This window comes from Pseudomonas sp. ASL4 (assembly GCF_056680395.1).
Genome location: NZ_CM155280.1, coordinates 5,519,560 through 5,536,917, shown reverse-complemented (window position 1 = coordinate 5,536,917; position 17,358 = coordinate 5,519,560). Strand labels below are relative to the sequence as shown.

Sequence of the window (17,358 nt, the reverse complement as noted above, 5' to 3'; positions counted from 1 at the left end):
TATGGATACTTCCACCCAGTTTGTGGGTTAGGTCCAATCGTATCTGTTTTGATTGCTTTTGGCTGCGCTTCCCACCCTAGACTTGGTGCTTTCGATTCGAAGAAAGACACGGGTTTGAGGTGCATTGTTGTGATTTCTCCTGTGGCTCTATCGACTCCTACAAGCAGCCCTTTAGCGCTGCCGGTTCCTCCAGGAATTGCAACATAGCCGTTCAACTCCGGCGCGAAGGTACCATTGCGTATGACAGAATTAGCATCAGCTACATATTGGTCGAGACTATAGTTTTCATGACCGAGAGTTTGACCAATTTCTTGAGCCAAAAGGGGACAGATTTATTTTCAAATTATGAAAATAAATCTGTCCCCATTGTTGATTTTCTTTGCAGAAAATAAATCTTTCCTCTTTTTACTATTGAGGAAAATAAGACTGTCAATTTTTATTTTAGTGTGCGTTTTCGTATCACTCCCACTGTATTGTGAGTCTGTCTGGGCGTTCTGGTGGGATTGTCACCTTTGTGCCGCTAGAAGAAGTCACATGAATAAACTCTTCGTGGAGTTCTATTTTTTCGAAAGGATTTGTTGTGCTTAGTACGATTAGCCAAACCAATTCGTCATTGCTTTTTTTTGTTAGGGATATGAAGCCATCCTCTCCGGATGCTAAACATTCGCCACATTGTATGATGTAGTCTTTAAAGTTTTCTGATATGTAAAGGGTCGCCAGCCCTTCACAAAGCTGATTTTCATCTAAAGCAAAATCTAGTGCTGGCAGCCAAGATTTGTTTTGTAACAACTGACCTTGCTCAGATATATCGAATAGGCAATAAAATCCATTGTTGGACATTATGGAGTTATTGCGAGGATATATTTCCTCCTGCCAGTTATCTTGTATTTTTTGTTTGTCTTCGCGAAACATATTGCTTTACCTATTCGTTAATTTTAGGCAGGGTTTTAATGCCCGTAGCGGGCGCTGGTTTACCATCCACCCAGTTGCGCTGTTCATTCCTTCGCATCTTAAAAGCCTTTTCCCAGGTTTTCTTCGACCCAGGCATGATGTCTTCGGCTGCTACTAGTTCAATAGGTATGTTTCCGAGATCCGCCATTTGAGCTGCTCTTAGTCGCCGATTATCATAAGACACAAGCTGACCATCGACTTCCATTACTCGAATAGGGCCTGATCGCTTCCAATCCCAGGTGCCATTACGCATCTCCTGTTCGTAACCTTGGCCGTTTTTGTTTACACCAGGCTGTGTAAAATTAATATCTTTCGGGTTCGCTGTGCTTGGGCCAACTTTATATTTACGGCCGGAAGCATCAGGTGCATGGCTTTCTCCTGAATCGACACTTGCTCCTGACGGACTAGAGGGGTCTTCAACCGGGATTTTGCACTTTTCCGAGTCTGGACAATTCCCACTCAACCCCAACGGATCCACCCACCCCGTAGGGTTAGGCACGTACTGGTAGTTATTCAACCCACCCGCAAGCTTGATCGGATCCGGCGTCAGAAACCTTCCAGTCCCCGGATTGTAGTAGCGATGCCGGTTGTAGTGTAAGCCTGTCTCAGCATCGAAGTATTGACCCTGAAAACGCAAAGGGTTGTCGATTTCAGCAATGTCCAGCGCTGCAAGGTTGCCATACGCGCGGTATTTCGCCGACCACATGATCTCGCCGCTGTAGTCGGTGAGCTCCTGCGGTGTGCCCAGGTGGTCGAGTTGATAGTAGAAGGGCGTCGCTTTCAGCGGGCCTTCGCCATCAAGCATGGCCAATGGGCGGAAGCTGTCTGGTTCGTAGATGTAGGTGCGATAACGGTTGTCGGCGCTTTCCGCGATCAGGCGTTCGCCTTGCCACATAAATTCTGTGGTTTGGCCGTCTACGGTCTTGGCGATACGGCGGCCGAAGGCGTCGTACTTGTAACTAGCGATGCTGCCGCCGGGCAGGCTGGCGCCAATGAGGCGATGCTGGCAGTCGTAACGGTACTCGGTAACGAGTTTTTGTCCGGTGCCGCGACGTTCGCGGCTCAGGTTGCCGTGAGCGTCGTAGTCATAGTGGCGGTCGCCCTGCATCAGCAGGCGGTTACCTTTGACGTTGGCCAGGTTTGCAGCCTGTTGATCACCTTGGCCGAGCAGGTTTCCCGCCGGGTCGTGGGCGAAGCTTTCCGGGGTAGTGCCACGGACGTTGATCAGGCGGTCGAGCGGGTCATAGTGGTAATTGAGGTTGCCTTTGCGGCTGTCGTCGATGCCGACAAGGTTGCCATTCGCGTTGTACGCATAGCGGCGGCGGAACAGGTTTCGCTCTTGTTGGCTGACGGTATGCGCCTGCAATCGGCCTTGATCATCGTATTGATATTGGCTGAGCAACAGGCCTTGTTGGCGCTGCTGTTCGCGGCCGGCGCTGAACTGGTGGGTGGTCAGGCGCGAGCCGTTGAGGTCGATGCTGATCAGGCCGCCACCGGGTTGGTGGCGATAGTCGACTTTGCTACCATCGGGAAGGCGACAGTGGCTCAGTTGCCCGAGTTTGTCGTACTCATAGCGCAGTGTGCCCCAGCCTTGGTGTTCGGTGATAAGACGGTCTTGCAGGTCATATTCGTAGGCGAGGGGCCAGTTGCCGTCGTTGACGTTAACGAGGTTGCCGCGGGCATCGTAGCTGTAGTGAATTTCTTCACCATCAGCCAAGGTTTTGACCAGCAGGCGGCCAGCGGAGTCGCGTTGGTACTCAGTGATTAATTCGCTGCCGTCATCACCGAACTCGGTTTTCTTCAGCAGTTGGCCGTTGAGGTCATATTCGTAGGCCGTACGACGACCGTCGAAGCCGGTTTCCTGCTGGATCAGCCCATTAGCGTAGTAGTCGAGGTGATACAGCTCGCCGCGTTCGTTTTCGATGTCGCTGAGCAACAGACGTGAGTTGTCGTAGCGGTAGCGCAGTTGGCTACCGTCCGGGTTGATTCGGCGGCTGACCAGATGCAGTCCATCGGCGTACTCATAGCGGGTGACGCGCCCCAACTCATCGCGTTCAGCGGTGACACGACCGTACGGATTGTAGGTAAATGCGCGCGTGGCGCCGCCGGGCAGGGTGATTTGTGCCAGGCGGTTGGCAGCATCCCATTGGTACTGGGTGATCGTGCCTCTTTCGTCCTGACGAGTGATCTGCCGACCCAGTGCGTCATAGCGATATTTGCGTTGACCGCCATCCGGCAGTTGCTCTTCGATCAATTCGCCCAGATTGTTCCAGCCCAGTCTATGACGACTGCCATCCGGGTTCTGGATCTCCAGCAAACGGCCTTTGCTGTCATAACGGTAGTGGGTGGCGTTGCCGTCGGGGTCTATTTGTTGGGTGATGTCGCCCTGGTTATTACGCTCGTATCTCCAGATCGCTTCGTCCCGGCGCAGGACCGTTACAAAGCCGTTGCTGTATTCGTACAGCGTCGGTGTGTCCTCTGGCGGGATGACTGCTTCCAGGCGTCCTGCTTCGTCGTACCGGAACTCTGTAATCGCCCCCAGCGGATCTTTCTCGGCAATCAACCGGCCTTTGTCGTCGTATGCTTTGAGATGTTCTGCACCATCCGGCTCGACTTTGCTGACCAGGCGCGCTTGATCGTCGTGGGTGTAGATTTCTTCACTGCCGTCGGCATTGGTAACGGTGACGCTACCCTTGTCATCCCAAACGTAATGAGCGTCCATCTGCGAAAAGTTCGCCCAGTGATGGATGCAGCGTGACGATTTGCCTTCGTTTTCCCACTCCCAGAAGAAGCTGGCGCCACCGGCCAATTGTCTTTCAAGAATGACGTGCTTTTCATCGTAGGTGTATCGCTCGCTTTCACCGGCAGCGTTCTTCGCTTCAACCAAGTGATGCTGTGCGTCGTAGCGATAACTGACCAATGTCTGGATGGTGCTCCAGGCATCCTCCAGATTGTCTGCCGGGCTGAACTGCTGGTAATCAACGCCGACGATATGTTTGCGATCGTAGCGCAGCAACAAGGCACGACCGGCACCGTTGTCCACACGCTTGATGCGTCCATGAATATCGCGGGTGATGTGCAGACGATTGCCGTATCTACCGCTGATAGCGATCAGCGTGGCGCCCTTGCTGTCGTAGCGGAAATGATAAAAAAGTGTGTGATCGCCGGCCTGGGACAGAATCAGTTCTGATGGATCGTCACCGATGAAAATCGCAGCTTTGGATAAGCTATTGGTGATGGCCGGCCGCTGTTCACTTGGGAGAGGGAACGTCGTTACGCGGTTTTCGTGGTCGGTCCAGATAACTTCGTCGTTGTTGATCTCCACTCGTTGCGCTAGCGCATGGCTCCAGCCGTAGCCGAGACCACAGTCGATTTCTGCGGCACTGGTGCGATACAGACGAGTCCATTCAAATGGAAGCAGTCCGTTGAGTTGACCATCGGTGAGCGTTAGTAATTCTTCACCGGTAACCATCGAAACCGGGCAGCCGTTGACGCAGGTCTCGCGGGTACACGCGACATTTTTGTCATCGTGGTTGGTTGATTGTTTGGACTTGTCATCCAAGTGTTCCGAGGAATGGACTTTCGCGTGGTCCTGCCTGCCCCAACCAATCTTCACTTTGCCTTTTTCAAAGGCCCCTACGGCTGCGCGGGCGGCCACCTTCTTGTATTTATCAATAGATTCCATGAAGGCTTTAAGAATCTTGAAGACGGCTTTTACGAAGCCGACTACGGCCTCAAGAATTTTTGCGCCGTAGTTCGCAAGGCGAACGCCCAAATAGGCAATGCCGGAACCTGCGGCCGCATATGTCAATACCAAGGCCAACACGATGTCGATAAGGATTGTTACCAGAACGCTGGCTGCTTGCTCGGAGAATTTGCCTACGACCACGCTAGGTGGCAATTGAATAAGCCAGAGAGCCGTAGTTTTTAGCAGCAAAAATAAAGCAGCCTGATCACTTGCCAGCAACATGAGCCTTTCCATGGCCGCTGGCGTTTCTTTTGCAAGTTTGATCAGGTCAGTGGCACTTTGACCTAGCTCATGCGCAAATGCTTCAGGATCTTTCAGGATCTCGAATATGCGTTTAATACCGTCAAATGCACCCTTGATTGCATCCCAGGTTCCAGCGGCAGCACCATCGAGTTGCGCCCGGTAGGCTGTCGACAGCGTCTCGGTGGGCCATAGAGGCCTGTAGTTTTTCCATTCGCCATCCAGCCAGGTTTGCAACTGCTGCGTCAGGTTGTCGTAGGAGCCAAATAAGTCGTTAACCTGTTCTTTGGTGACTTGGCTCTGAACGCGGACGTAGTATTTTTCCCCTGCTATTCCCTCGTAGACACCTTTGCCTTGCTCATCAAGCGTGACAGGCTTTGAAGCCCCACCGGCCGTCGGTGTGACATCGACGGTAATGTTGCCTACCGGGATATCGTTAAGCGAGACGAATTTGCTCTCGATCAGCAGCTGCCCGTCTTTTGGGCAAATAGCAACCGTAGAGAAGTCGCTATCGTTGATACTGACGGTCGCGCTCTCGGTCCCGAGTTTGACGGTCCTGTTCATTCCAAATATGGCTGGTCTGTCGAAGAACTGAGGGCCTTTATCCACCCACTGGGCAAAATTGCTTTCGGTCAGTTCACGATAAAGCTTCAGGCTGTCTTTGAAGGTGGCCAGTTGTTCATCAATAAAGGCAACGCGATCCATCAGCCTTGCTCCAGAATAAGGTGGTTTAACAGTGCTTCATTAAGATTTTTCGGAGCATCCGGCCGGCGCACGAAGCGTGCGATTTTCAGCTTCAGGTTGCTCTCGGGATAGGCGGCGTAGATGTCTGGACGTTCCTCTCCCAGCCACTGCATCAGGTTGCCGATCAGGGTCGACTGGTTCTGCTTGGCGAGGCCATCCAACAACCCCTTCGGCACCTCCCACCACGGCCAATCCTTCGCCGGCGGTACCGCTCTCGGCCCAACCTCCACGCTCTGGCCGTTAATCAAATACCGATCAAACACCGGCAACACTTCCCCGGCCGCTTCACCCAACCCTTCAAGAATCGGATAGATATGCCGTCCATCCCAAAACCGGAAGAACACCTCTGTCCCATCCGGCATCCGCACTTGAGTCAAACTCCGCAGATGTTCAAACACCACGTCCGGCGCACTGGTCGAGACTGCCAACCAACCCCAATCCTGGTCATCGGTTTCGGCGATCCACGGCAGGAAGTTGGAGTTGGATTTGATCTCGGTGAGGTAGGGCATCACCGGTTGCCACGCGGCGTAGGGGGTACCGCCCCAGATAGGGGTGACTTGGGTGGCGGGTTCTAATTGATAAAGGCTCTTCAGCGCTTCGGCATCACTGGCGGCGCTGACGATCAAGTAGAGACGTTCACCTGCCTGCAAAGGACGTTCAGCAAGCCATGCCAGCGGGGTCAAAAGATCAGATCGCACAAGCACCTGCCTTGCATTTTTCGCACTCTTCACAGAACGGCGCATTACGTTTCAATGTATTGATCTGCGCCGGGGTCAGGACCTGGCCAGCGGTGTCGGCATCGGCCTGTTTCAGCGCGCCGGGCATCAACGGTGCCGCGCCAGTGCCGTTGCCGGGACTACCCCCGGAATTCATATTGATCACCGGCCCGCTCAGCGTGACGCCGCTGCCGTCGATCTTGATGAAGCTGCCGCCACCCTTTAGGGTCAGTTCGCTGCCGGCTTCGAGCACGACTTTCATGCCGCTGCTCAGGTGAATCTCTTGCCCGGCTTCGATGAATTGCCCGGTGCCCACCTTGATGTGTTGGTTAACGCCCACGGTAAGGTGGTCGTTGGCACGGGTTTCGACTTTGCGGTCGGCGTAGACGGTGTGGTGTTCTTCGGCTTTGAATTCGCTGTAGCTGTTTTGCTCGACGGTGTCGTGGCGTTCGTTGCCGACCCGAATCTTCTGGTCGTGCTCGACGTTTTCGTCCCAGTCGCGCTGGGCGTGCAGGAAGATTTGTTCCTGGCCCTTTTTGTCTTCGATGCGCAGTTCGTTGTAGCCGCCGCCACCCTTGGAGCTCAGGGTTTTGAAAGTGCTGCGGGTTTTGTTGGCCGGCAGGTCGTAGGGGACGACGTTTTCCTTGTGGTACAGGCAGCCGCTGATCAGCGGTTGGTCGGGGTCGCCTTCAAGGAAGCTGACCAGCACTTCCATGCCAATGCGCGGGATGGCGATGCCGCCGTAGTGGGCACCGGCCCAGGCGGAGGAGACGCGCAGCCAGCAGCTGGTCTTGTCGTCGGCCTGGCCTTCGCGGTCCCAGTGGAACTGCACTTTGACGCGGCCGTATTGGTCGCAGTGGATCTCTTCACCTTTGGGGCCGGTGACTACGGCGCTTTGGCTGCCGAGGATCCGTGGTTTGGGGTGGTTCAGTGGCGGCCGATTCGGCACGTCCCACGGGGTGGCCTGGAAACGGTTGCGATAGCCTTGATGGAAGTCGTCTTTCAACGCGGTGGTGTTGCTGGTCACCGACTCTTCCAGCACTTGCGGCTGTTTGCCTTCGTGGAGAATTTCGGTGAGCAGCCACAGGTCGTTCCATTTGGCTTTCGGGTGTTCGGTCAGGGCCAGGAAGTGGCCGCTGACCAGGATCGGCTGATCGCTTCGGCCTTCGGCCAACTGGAAGTTGCTGCGGTGACGTTCGAGGGCACGTTTGGCCAAGTGTTTGCCACGTTCGCGGTCGATGAAGCGACCGGGGTAGTCGTAGTCTTCGAGGTCGGGCAGGGCGTCGCCACGGTTTTCCGCTTCGAGGGTCAGGCGCGGTTTTTCGAAGTCGTAGTCGCGGCGGGTGGTGCGGCTGGTGCGGGTTTCCAGGCGCAGGTCGAAGCGCTTGATCACCGGGTTAGTCGCGACCATGCCGGAGTCTTGCTGGTAGGCCACTGGCGCGAGTTTCGGGAACACCGTCTGGTCATCGCCGAACACCAGTTTGTGGGCCGTGGCGCTGTGCTGGAAGTGGTAGTGGATACCTTCTTCCTCGCACAGGCGCTGGATGAACTGCAGGTCCGATTCATCGTATTGAACGCAGTAGATGCGCTCGGGATAAATCGCCCCGACTTTGAATTCGTAGGCGTTGCTTTGAATGCCGTGCTCTTCGAGGACCATGCCGACGATTTTCGGGACGGTGAGGTTCTGGAAGATGCGTTGGTTGATGCGGTGCGCCAGGTAGGACAGTTGCGGGCGCAGGGTCACCGCGTAGCGGGTCAGGCGTTTGCCGGAATCACCCTGGGCGGCGCGATAGATCTGGCCATGGATGCCGCTGCCGTCAGGCGAGAGCTGCAAGAAGGCCGGTTTGTGCAGCAGCGTTTCGAGGTCCAGGGACGGCTTTTCACTGACCAGCTCCACCTCAAACACAAAAGGCTGGCTGATGGCTTCCCGACCTTGCAGGGCAAGCACCTGGAGATCGTTGTCCAGTCCTTCGATAGTCAGGGCAAAGTGAGTCTGATTGGCCGGCGCGAACATCCCTTGTTCCTCGTGCTGTGCTGCGGCGTAAACCAATACCCGATCAAAGGATCAGCAGACGCAAAATTCTGGAAAGGCGTAAACAACATCGACCAGCAGAGCTGGCCGATGCGTGAAGCGGTCAGCCGCGATTAAGCGACTGGCTGACGCCAGTCATCGGAACCCGAAGTACCGGATACTTCGTGGGTCCAGGTGATTTTGCGGTAGGTGAATTGCACTTCTTCCAGGTGCGTGAAGTGGGAGTTCGACGGATCCTGGCAGTTGTGCATTTTGTTGTTGATGGCGACGATGATCGCGTCTTCCAGTTTGGTGGTGTAGTAGTGCTCTTGGGTCCCTTGGGCCGAAGTGCGGTACCACTGGATAACGATTTCGCTCATGCGCTCGCCGGAGGTCAGAGCAGCTTGCAGCAGTGGCGAAGCCTTGTCGTAGACCTTGGTGATCACAACTGGCTTGTGAACGCGCTGACCGGTTGGTTGGCCGGATTGCGGGTCACGCGGGATGATCACGTCGTGGCTGAAAGCCTGAACCATGACTTGGTCTTCGTGACCTTCTTGGTAGGTGTTGCCAACCGAGTCGGCGGTGAATGCGCCGGCAGTGATCAGACCTTGTTTTTCGCCAGTAACGGACATGTACGCTGGTGTAGCCATGGATGTGCTCCTTGCTAAAAATTTAGGGTGCCCGGGAGGCGAAATCGCCCGGTGGGTGCCTGACTGTTATCAAGGTTCGTGCCAGAAATGTTGAGGGCCAAGTAAACCGGGGGGATGGCCGAGGTTTTTCAATTGCTTGAGTGATTTTCAAGGGAAAACACCCCACAAAGTGCGCAAGAAGTTGCGCAGTACTGCGCAACTTCTTGCGCACTCGGCTGGAGGCCACGGCGGGCTTGGCGCTTAGCGATATTGGAGGGGGGGTTCGAAAAAAAAGTGCGCAACTTCTTGCGCATCAAGGCCATGCGCCATCATTCAGAGGCTGGCGCCGATCTGCTCGACGAATTGAGTGATGGTGGTTTCGTTGCGCCGGTAATAGGTCCACGGCCCGATCCGCTGCGAGGTCACCAGGTTGGCTCGTTGCAGCGCGGTGAGGTACAGCGACACGGTGGACTGCGACAGGCCGACCTTTTCCTGAATGATGCTGACGCACACGCCGATTTCTTCCGGGTCGCGTTCCTGGGTCGGGAAGTGCACGCGCGGGTCCTTCAGCCACAGCATGATTTGCAGGCGTGTGGGGTTGGAAAGGGCTTTGATGATGTCGTTCAGATCAAGGGTCATGGTCGAGCCTGGGAGCCTGTTTGCTGCGTCGAAATAAGCCGAAACCCTGAGGCCGGCAGATCGGCACCTTGAGTCGAAGGCCCGATCTGCCGCGCAGTTTACAGGCTCGGCTGGTAGCGCGGGTAATCGCTGTAACCGGCGGCGGTTCCACCGTAGAGGCTGGAGGCATCCAGTTCATTGAGCGGCCATTGATTCAGCAGGCGCGCCGGCAGGTCCGGGTTGGCGATAAACCAGCGACCGAAACCGATCAGGTCGCCCCAATCAGCGTTCAATACTTTGTCGGCGCGTTCGCCCGAATACTTGCCGGCGTACATCAGCAACCCGCTGAATGCCTCGCGTACGGCTTGGCGAAAGGTGATCGGCAGTTCGGGGGCATTGTCCCAGTCGGCTTCGGCCAAGGACACGTAGGCAATACCGATCTGTTCCATCAGTCTGACGGCTTCCAGGTAAGTTTCGTGCGGGTTCTCTTCTACCAATCCGAGGTAGACCCGCGCTTCATCGGTGCTGGCGAACAGCGGCGCAAACCGTACGCCGACCCGATCCTTGCCAACCACCGTGGCCACGGCTTCAGTGATCTCATACAGAAAACGCAGGCGATTGCTCAGCGAGCCGCCGTATTCGTCGGTGCGCTGGTTGCTGTGGGCGGAGATGAACTGATTGACCAGATAACCATTGGCGCAGTGCAACTCGACGCCGTCGAAACCGGCTTCCATGGCATTGCGCGCCGCTTGGGCGTAAAGCTCAACGAGCTCTTTGACTTGTTCGGTGCTCAAGGCCTGGGGCATGGACGGTTCGGCCAGCGCGCCAGTGCCGGGGCCGGTTTCGATAAACACGCTGACCGCCGTTGCAGGGACGGCCGAAGGTGCGATCGGCGCCGCGCCACCCGGTTGCAGGGAAGTGTGAGAAACCCGGCCAACATGCCACAACTGGGCGAAAATCGGCTTGCCTTCAAGGTGCACCGCTGCGGTGACTTGTTTCCAGCCGTCGATCTGTTCCTGGCTATGAATCCCCGGCGTCCAGGCGTAACCCTGGCCGCGGGGTTCGATCTGGATGCCTTCGGTGATGAGCAAGCCGGCGCTGCTGCGCTGACGGTAGTACTCAGCCATCAGGGCGTTGGGAATGTTGCCGGGTTGAGTGCTGCGCGAGCGGGTCAGCGGCGGCAGTACCAGGCGGTTTTGCAGGGTGAACGGGCCGAGGCGGATGGGCGTGAAGAGGGTGGAACCGGTCATCGGTAAGTCCTGTAAAGCGGAATGAGTGCGTTCGTGCGCCGTCAGCCGTGGCTGAGCAGGGTGCGCTGTGAACGCCTTTATAGGAGTATCACGATATTGTGATATATCAATATCTAAATTCGAAACGGTCCCGTATGATCCGGCCACTCAGTGAAACGAACCACGCAACCGGGTGGTCAATGACTCAGTACCCACGCGCCGTTAAGCGTCCGAATATTCCTGAAATCAAGTGAGAACGACATGAAAGTCCTGATGGTTCTAACGTCCCACGATCAATTGGGAAACACCGGTAAGAAAACCGGCTTCTGGCTGGAAGAATTCGCCGCGCCGTATTACACGTTCAAGGACGCCGGTGCCCAGTTGACCCTGGCCTCGCCCAAGGGCGGCCAACCACCGCTGGACCCGAAAAGCGACGAGCCAGACGCACAAACCGCCGCCACCGAACGCTTTCGCAAAGACTCGGCTGCGCAATCCGCACTGGCGTCGACCGTGCTGCTGAGCAGCGTGAAGGCTGAAGATTTCGACGCCGTGTTTTATCCGGGCGGCCACGGCCCGCTGTGGGATTTGGCCGAAGATAAGCACTCGATCGCGCTGATCGAGGCGTTTTACAAGGCCGGAAAACCGGTCGCGACGGTCTGCCACGCGCCGGGTGTGCTGCGTCACGTCAAGGACGCGGACGGTCAGCCGTTGGTTAAAGGCAAGCGTGTGACCGGGTTCAGCAACAGTGAAGAAGAAGCGGTGCAGTTGACCGATGTGGTGCCGTTTTTGGTCGAGGATATGTTGAAGGCCAACGGTGGGATTTACACAAAAGCCGATGATTGGGCCAGCTATGTGACCACCGATGGGTTGTTGCTGAGCGGGCAGAATCCGGCGTCTTCCGAGGCTACGGCTGAAGCGCTGTTGGCGAAGCTGGCTTAAACATTGGTCGGCTGAGCACTTTCACTGTTTGGCTGACCACTTTAATGGTTTGGCTGAACACCTTCATGTGGCGAGGGAGCTTGCTTGTGGCGAGGGGGCTTGCCCCCGTTGGGGTGCGAAGCGCCCCTCGTGGGTTCTTTCAGATAAACCGCGTTCGCAGGATTGACGACTGCTGCGCAGCCGAGCGGGAGCAAGCCCCCTCGCCACAATGATGTGCACAAACGTCAGGCCAAACTCGGCAATCCCAGAGAGTTGCAGCACTCATCAATCGAGCGCTGCTGCGTCTCGGCATACAACCCCAACTCATCAATCGTCGAGCGCCCCAGCGCTTTTTCGAACGCCTGCTGATTCGAATGCACGCCATAGTGGGTTTGCGCCGCATCCCCCAGGTTCGACTGGAAAATCCCCGCCGCACTGACCGGTAAAAAGTCCTCGTACACCAGCGGTTCAACCCGCACGTATCCGCCGCTCAGCAAGTCATCCAGCGACCTCCCGCCAAGCCCATCCGCCGCCAGGCCTTTTTCCGTCACGAAGTAGCGAAAGTACGCGAGTTCCTGTTGGCGCATGCCCTCGATCGTGTCAGGGAATTCGCCAAAATGCTGAGCCATCAACTCGTTGTAGCGTGCGGCATTGGCTTCGTTCGGGAAGCCCTTCAACTCATCCCGAGCAGCGTTGAGCAAACGATCGTAAAGCGCCCGGCCTTTAGGTGTGAGCGCCGCACCACGTTGCTCGATTTCACCGAAGCGAGCGCTGTGGCTGCCGCGTGTCTCGTCTTGGTCGGTGAAGGCAATCGGCTCGTCCAGCGCCTTGAAACTGGTTTGGCGCAGCAGGATCGGGCACTGCCGGCGCGGGGGGCCTTCGATCACCGCTTTGGGGGTGATGCCGTGGGCCGGCATTTGCGCCTGGACGATGTCGATGTCCAGCGTGCGCGGCGTCAGGTGATTGATGTGCGGGCCTTTGAATGCCACCACGTCAGCGATCAGTCGATGCTGGGCGCTGAGTTGCTGGTATTGCGCGGCGGTGACGGTGGCGCTGTGGTGCCAGCGGAAGGTTTCCAGCGCCTGTTCGACAAACTCCCAGGCTTGTTGTTCTTCAAGCCCGCCCTGGGCTTCGGCCTGCTCGATCAACTCCAGCGCGGCCGGGGTGAAGATTTTGCGTTTATCCAGCACCGATTGGGCGAAGGTGCGCAATTCCAGGTCTTCGATCAGCTCCAGGCGCAGCAGCGAGGTGAACACCCGAAACGGGCTGACCTGCAACGCCGCTTCATGCACCGCGCGAAATGCCGTGGAATGCACCGGCACCCCGGCCGGGGTCAGGTCGTAGTAGCCCACCGGTTGCATGCCCATCACCGCGAACAGCCGGGCGAGGGTCGCCAGTTCAGCCGCGGTGCCGACGCGGATCGCGCCGTGGCGTTCCAGATCCAGGCGCTGGATTTCACCCGTGCTTTCCAATTGCCGGGCGATTTGCGGATCGCTGTCCAGCACATGGCGGTTGGTTTGCTCCACCAGTTCCATCAGCGCGCCGTACAGCGGTACTTCTTCGCGGTACATGTCGGACATCGCTTTGGAGAAGCGTTGGCGGATCAGGTCGGGGCTGACGAAGCTCGGGTGGCTCATGAAAAAAATTCCTGGCACGGTGACAGAGAGGATGGGGGAAAAGATCGCAGCCTTCTGCCGTGCCGACAAACGAAGATTCCTACGGACTTCATTCTCCCAGCGACTGGTCCACCAGTTCGATCCAATGCCTGACCGGTGTTCGTCCGGCGCTGGCGAGGTGGCTTTGGCAGCCGATGTTGGCGGTGACGATCAGTTCGGGGCGGCCGCTTTCCAGCGCGGTGAGCTTGTTATCGCGCAGTTGCCGGGCCAGTTCCGGTTGGGTCAGGGAATAGGTGCCGGCCGAGCCACAACATAAATGACTGTCCGGCACGGCAGTGAGGTTGAAACCCAGCCGGGTCAGCACCGCTTCTACAGCGCCGCCGAGTTTCTGGGCGTGCTGCAAGGTGCAGGGGCAATGAAAGGCAATCCGCCGGTCCGTCGCGGCGCACACTCGTTCCAACGGTTCGACGGCCAGCACTTGCACCAGATCAAGCGCCAGTTCGCTGACCCGCAGAGCCTTGGCCGCGTAGACCGGATCGTCCTCCAGCAAATGCCCGTAGTCCTTGATGAACGCGCCGCAACCGCTGGCGGTTTGCACGATGGCTTCGGCGCCATTTTCCAGATGCGGCCACCACGCATCGATGTTGTGCCTGGCGCGATCCAGCCCTTTGGCCTGACCGTCGAGGTGATAATCCAGCGCACCGCAGCAGCCGGCCTCAGGCGCCGCAATGACGCTGATCCCAAGGCGATCCAGCACCCGCGCCGCAGCGGCATTGGTGTTGGGCGACAGGCCGGGTTGCACACAGCCTTCGAGCATCAACACGCGCCGCGCATGCCGAGGGGCAGGGCGCACACCGGTGGCGGGCAGGTCGTGGGGCAGCTTCGCTTCGACATCCCGTGACAAAAACGGACGGAACGTCGCGCCGATCTGCAGCAACGACTTGAACAGGTTTGGGTTCGGCGCCAATGCCCGCAACCCCTCGCGCAACAACCGTTGACCGGCCGGACGCGGCACCGCTTGGTCGACCACAGCTCGGCCGATGTCCAGCAGGTTGTGATAATCGACCCCGGACGGGCAGGTGGTTTCGCAATTGCGGCACGACAGGCAACGGTCCAGGTGCAATTGGGTCTGCGCGGTGGCGGGGGCGCCTTCGAGCACTTGTTTGATCAGGTAAATTCGCCCGCGCGGGCCGTCGAGTTCATCGCCCAGCAGTTGATAGGTCGGGCAGGTGGCGTTGCAGAAGCCGCAATGCACGCAGGTACGCAGGATCTTTTCTGCTTCGGCGGCCCGCGGTAATTTCCGGGATTGCTCGCTGAGGGTGGTTTGCATGCTAGAGCTCCGCGTACATCCGGCCCGGGTTGAACAGCCCTAGCGGGTCCAGTTGCGCCTTGAGTTGCCGGTGGTAGCGCAGCAGCGCCGGGGCCAGCGGCTGGAACGGTGTTTCACTGGCGCCGTGGCTGAAACAGGTGGCATGGCCGCCCAGTTCATGGGCCAACGACTGGATGTCGTGGGCCTCGGATTTTAACCAGCGTTGTGCGCCGGCCCAGTCGATCAGTTGCTTGCCCGGCAGCGACAAAGGCCCGAGATTATTGGGTAGCGACAGTCGCCACAACGAGGGTCCTTCATCAAAAAATGCCAAGCGTTGTTCATTCAGATCAGCCCAATAACACGAGTCCAGCGGCTCGCCGCCGAGTCGTTGATGGGCAGCCGTCACCGAACCTTCGCCACCCTCCAGCCGCAAATACAAACGCTGACCATCGTGACTCGCGGCGCTGATTGGCAGCGGCTGCTGGCCCCATTCGGCGAGTTTGCTCAGGGCGCGGTCGCTGTCGATTTCCAGGCTGATGCTCAAGCATTGCCGGGGTTTTGGCAGCACTTTGAGCGAGACTTCCGTCAGCACGCCGAGGCAGCCGTAACTGCCCACCAGCAAGCGCGACAGGTCATACCCGGCGACGTTTTTCATCACTTCGCCGCCAAAGCGCAGGTGTTTGCCGAGGCCGGTGATCACCCGCGTGCCGAGGACAAAATCCCGCACCGAACCCGACCATGGTCGCCGTGGCCCGGATAACCCCGTCGCGATCATCCCGCCCACCGTGGCGCCTTCGCCGAATGACGGCGGCTCGCAGGGCAGCATTTGCCCGGCGGCATCGAGTGCCGCCACCAGTTCGCTCAGCGGCGTGCCGGCGCGAACACTGACCACCAGTTCCGTCGGGTCGTAGCTGACAATACCGCGATGGGCGCGGGTGTCGAGCACTTCCCCGGCCACCTCGCGGCCGAGAAACGCTTTGCTGTTGCTGCCCTGAATCCGCAGCGGCGTGGCGTTCTCCCGGGCCTGATTGACCTGCGCGAGCAGCGCCTCGCTGGCATCGAACTCCAGCATCAGAAGCGCTCCAGTTCAGGGAACGGCAGTTGCCCGGCGTGAATGTGCATCGCGCCGAATTCGGCACAGCGGTGCAGGGTGGGGATGTTCTTGCCGGGGTTGAGCAAGCCTTGAGGGTCGAACGCGGCTTTCACCGCATGAAACAGGGTCAGCTCGTCGCTGTTGAACTGCGCGCACATCTGATTGATTTTCTCCCGGCCGACGCCGTGCTCGCCGGTGATGCTGCCGCCGACCTTCACGCACAACTCGAGGATCTGCCCGCCCAATGCTTCGGCACGGGCCAGTTCGCCGGGCTGGTTGGCATCGAACAGGATTAGCGGATGCATGTTGCCGTCGCCGGCATGGAATACGTTGGCGACCCGCAAGCCATGCTCGGCGGCGAGACGGGCGATGCCCTCAAGCACGCCGGGCAGTTCGCGCCGGGGGATGGTGCCGTCCATGCAGTAGTAATCCGGCGACAGGCGACCGATGGCCGGGAAGGCATTTTTGCGTCCGGCCCAGAAGCGCACGCGTTCGGCTTCGTCTCGGGCCTGGCGCACTTCGCTGGCGCCGGCCTGTTGCAGGACTTCGCGCACCCGCTGGCATTCGTCGTGGACATCGGCTTCGACGCCGTCGAGTTCGCACAGCAGAATCGCCTCGGCGTCCACCGGGTAGCCGGCGTGGATGAAGTCCTCGGCGGCGCGAATCGCCAGGTTATCCATCATCTCCAGGCCTGCGGGAATAATCCCGGCGGCGATGATCTCGGCCACGGCGCGGCCGGCCTTTTCCACCGAATCGAAACTGGCCAGCAAAACCTTGGCGACCTGGGGTTTGGGCAGCAGTTTGACGGTGACTTCGGTGATGATTCCGAGCAAACCTTCAGAACCGGTGAACAGCGCCAGCAGGTCGAAACCCGGTGAATCCAGGGCTTCAGAACCCAATGTCAGGCGTTCGCCTTCGACGGTGAGCACTTCCAGTTTCAGCAAGTTGTGCACGGTCAGGCCGTATTTGAGGCAATGCACGCCGCCAGCGTTTTCCGCGACGTTGCCACCGATGGAACAGGCGATTTGTGAGGATGGGTCCGGCGCGTAATACAAACCGAAGGGCGCGGCAGCCTGGGAAATCGCGAGGTTACGCACGCCCGGTTGGACCCGAGCGGTGCGGGCGGCGGGGTCGATGTGCAGGATGTTGTTGAAACGCGCCATCACTAGCAGCACGCCTTTTTCCAGCGGCAAGGCACCGCCGGACAACCCGGTACCGGCGCCTCGAGCCACTACGGGCACCTGTTCTGCGTGACAGATTTCGAGCAGTTTTTGCACTTGTTCCAGCCGCCGGGGCAGGGCCACCAGCATTGGCGTGGTGCGGTAGGCCGAGAGGCCGTCGCATTCATAGGGCTTGAGTTCTTCCTCGCGCCAGAGCAGGTCGAGGTCGGGGACATGCTGGTGCAGCAGGTTGAGCAGGGCGGCTTTGTCCACGTTTGGCAGAACGCCGTCGACGCGCTCGTCGTACAGAATGTTCATTGCGCTGGTCCGTTTCTGCCTTCACTGCCAACCACAGTCCCCTGTGGCGAGGGAGCTT

General features: G+C 58.1%; 12 protein-coding genes. 1 reads left to right on the top strand and 11 read right to left on the bottom strand.

The genetic code is table 11. The features are described from left to right. Window positions 1–459 precede the first annotated feature (459 nt). The 7 genes from AC1MEW_RS25065 to AC1MEW_RS25035 form a co-directional block, all read right to left on the bottom strand. Window positions 460–912, bottom strand: coding sequence for a hypothetical protein (locus tag AC1MEW_RS25065; protein WP_201256141.1), 453 nt, complete (start codon window positions 910–912; stop codon window positions 460–462). 10 nt (window positions 913–922) lie between these two features. After that, window positions 923–5,644: an RHS repeat-associated core domain-containing protein gene (locus AC1MEW_RS25060; RefSeq protein WP_201256142.1), complete on the bottom strand. Its 4,722-nt coding sequence runs from the start codon at window positions 5,642–5,644 to the stop codon at window positions 923–925. Beyond that, on the bottom strand, window positions 5,644–6,381 hold the full coding sequence (locus tag AC1MEW_RS25055; RefSeq protein WP_480423937.1) for a DUF4123 domain-containing protein: 738 nt from the start codon (window positions 6,379–6,381) through the stop codon (window positions 5,644–5,646). The genes AC1MEW_RS25060 and AC1MEW_RS25055 overlap by 1 nt, the downstream gene beginning before the upstream one ends. After that, entirely contained in the window at window positions 6,371–8,413 is a 2,043-nt protein-coding gene (locus AC1MEW_RS25050; RefSeq protein WP_480423936.1) for a type VI secretion system Vgr family protein, read from the bottom strand. Before AC1MEW_RS25050 ends, AC1MEW_RS25055 begins: the two co-directional genes overlap by 11 nt. A gap of 131 nt (window positions 8,414–8,544) precedes the next feature. Beyond that, complete coding sequence (locus tag AC1MEW_RS25045) at window positions 8,545–9,060, bottom strand: Hcp family type VI secretion system effector (protein ID WP_054051032.1); 516 nt, start codon at window positions 9,058–9,060, stop codon at window positions 8,545–8,547. Window positions 9,061–9,372: 312 nt separating this feature from the next. Next, complete coding sequence (locus AC1MEW_RS25040; protein ID WP_322268075.1) at window positions 9,373–9,678, bottom strand: ArsR/SmtB family transcription factor; 306 nt, start codon at window positions 9,676–9,678, stop codon at window positions 9,373–9,375. A 98-nt stretch (window positions 9,679–9,776) separates the two neighbouring features. After that, on the bottom strand, window positions 9,777–10,907 hold the full coding sequence (locus tag AC1MEW_RS25035; RefSeq protein ID WP_201257084.1) for an alkene reductase: 1,131 nt from the start codon (window positions 10,905–10,907) through the stop codon (window positions 9,777–9,779). 240 nt (window positions 10,908–11,147) lie between these two features. Here AC1MEW_RS25035 and AC1MEW_RS25030 point away from each other — a divergent pair, with 240 nt between their 5' ends. Beyond that, window positions 11,148–11,825: a type 1 glutamine amidotransferase domain-containing protein gene (locus AC1MEW_RS25030; protein WP_201202467.1), complete on the top strand. Its 678-nt coding sequence runs from the start codon at window positions 11,148–11,150 to the stop codon at window positions 11,823–11,825. A gap of 224 nt (window positions 11,826–12,049) precedes the next feature. On the opposite strand, the gene hglS is transcribed toward AC1MEW_RS25030, so the two are convergent. From hglS to glcD, 4 genes are all read right to left on the bottom strand, one after another. Then, window positions 12,050–13,441 carry a 2-oxoadipate dioxygenase/decarboxylase HglS gene (hglS, locus tag AC1MEW_RS25025; RefSeq protein WP_480423935.1) on the bottom strand — a complete coding sequence of 464 codons (1,392 nt, stop codon included), beginning with the start codon at window positions 13,439–13,441 and terminating at the stop codon, window positions 12,050–12,052. A gap of 88 nt (window positions 13,442–13,529) precedes the next feature. Beyond that, window positions 13,530–14,750 (bottom strand): glycolate oxidase subunit GlcF, encoded by a 1,221-nt coding sequence (gene glcF, locus AC1MEW_RS25020; protein ID WP_322268079.1) that lies wholly within the window; start codon window positions 14,748–14,750, stop codon window positions 13,530–13,532. 1 nt (window position 14,751) lies between these two features. Further along, entirely contained in the window at window positions 14,752–15,801 is a 1,050-nt protein-coding gene (glcE, locus tag AC1MEW_RS25015; RefSeq protein ID WP_480423933.1) for a glycolate oxidase subunit GlcE, read from the bottom strand. Then, window positions 15,801–17,300, bottom strand: a complete 1,500-nt coding sequence (glcD, locus tag AC1MEW_RS25010) for a glycolate oxidase subunit GlcD (RefSeq protein WP_201257086.1) — start codon at window positions 17,298–17,300, stop codon at window positions 15,801–15,803. The genes glcE and glcD overlap by 1 nt, the downstream gene beginning before the upstream one ends. Window positions 17,301–17,358: the final 58 nt, after the last annotated feature.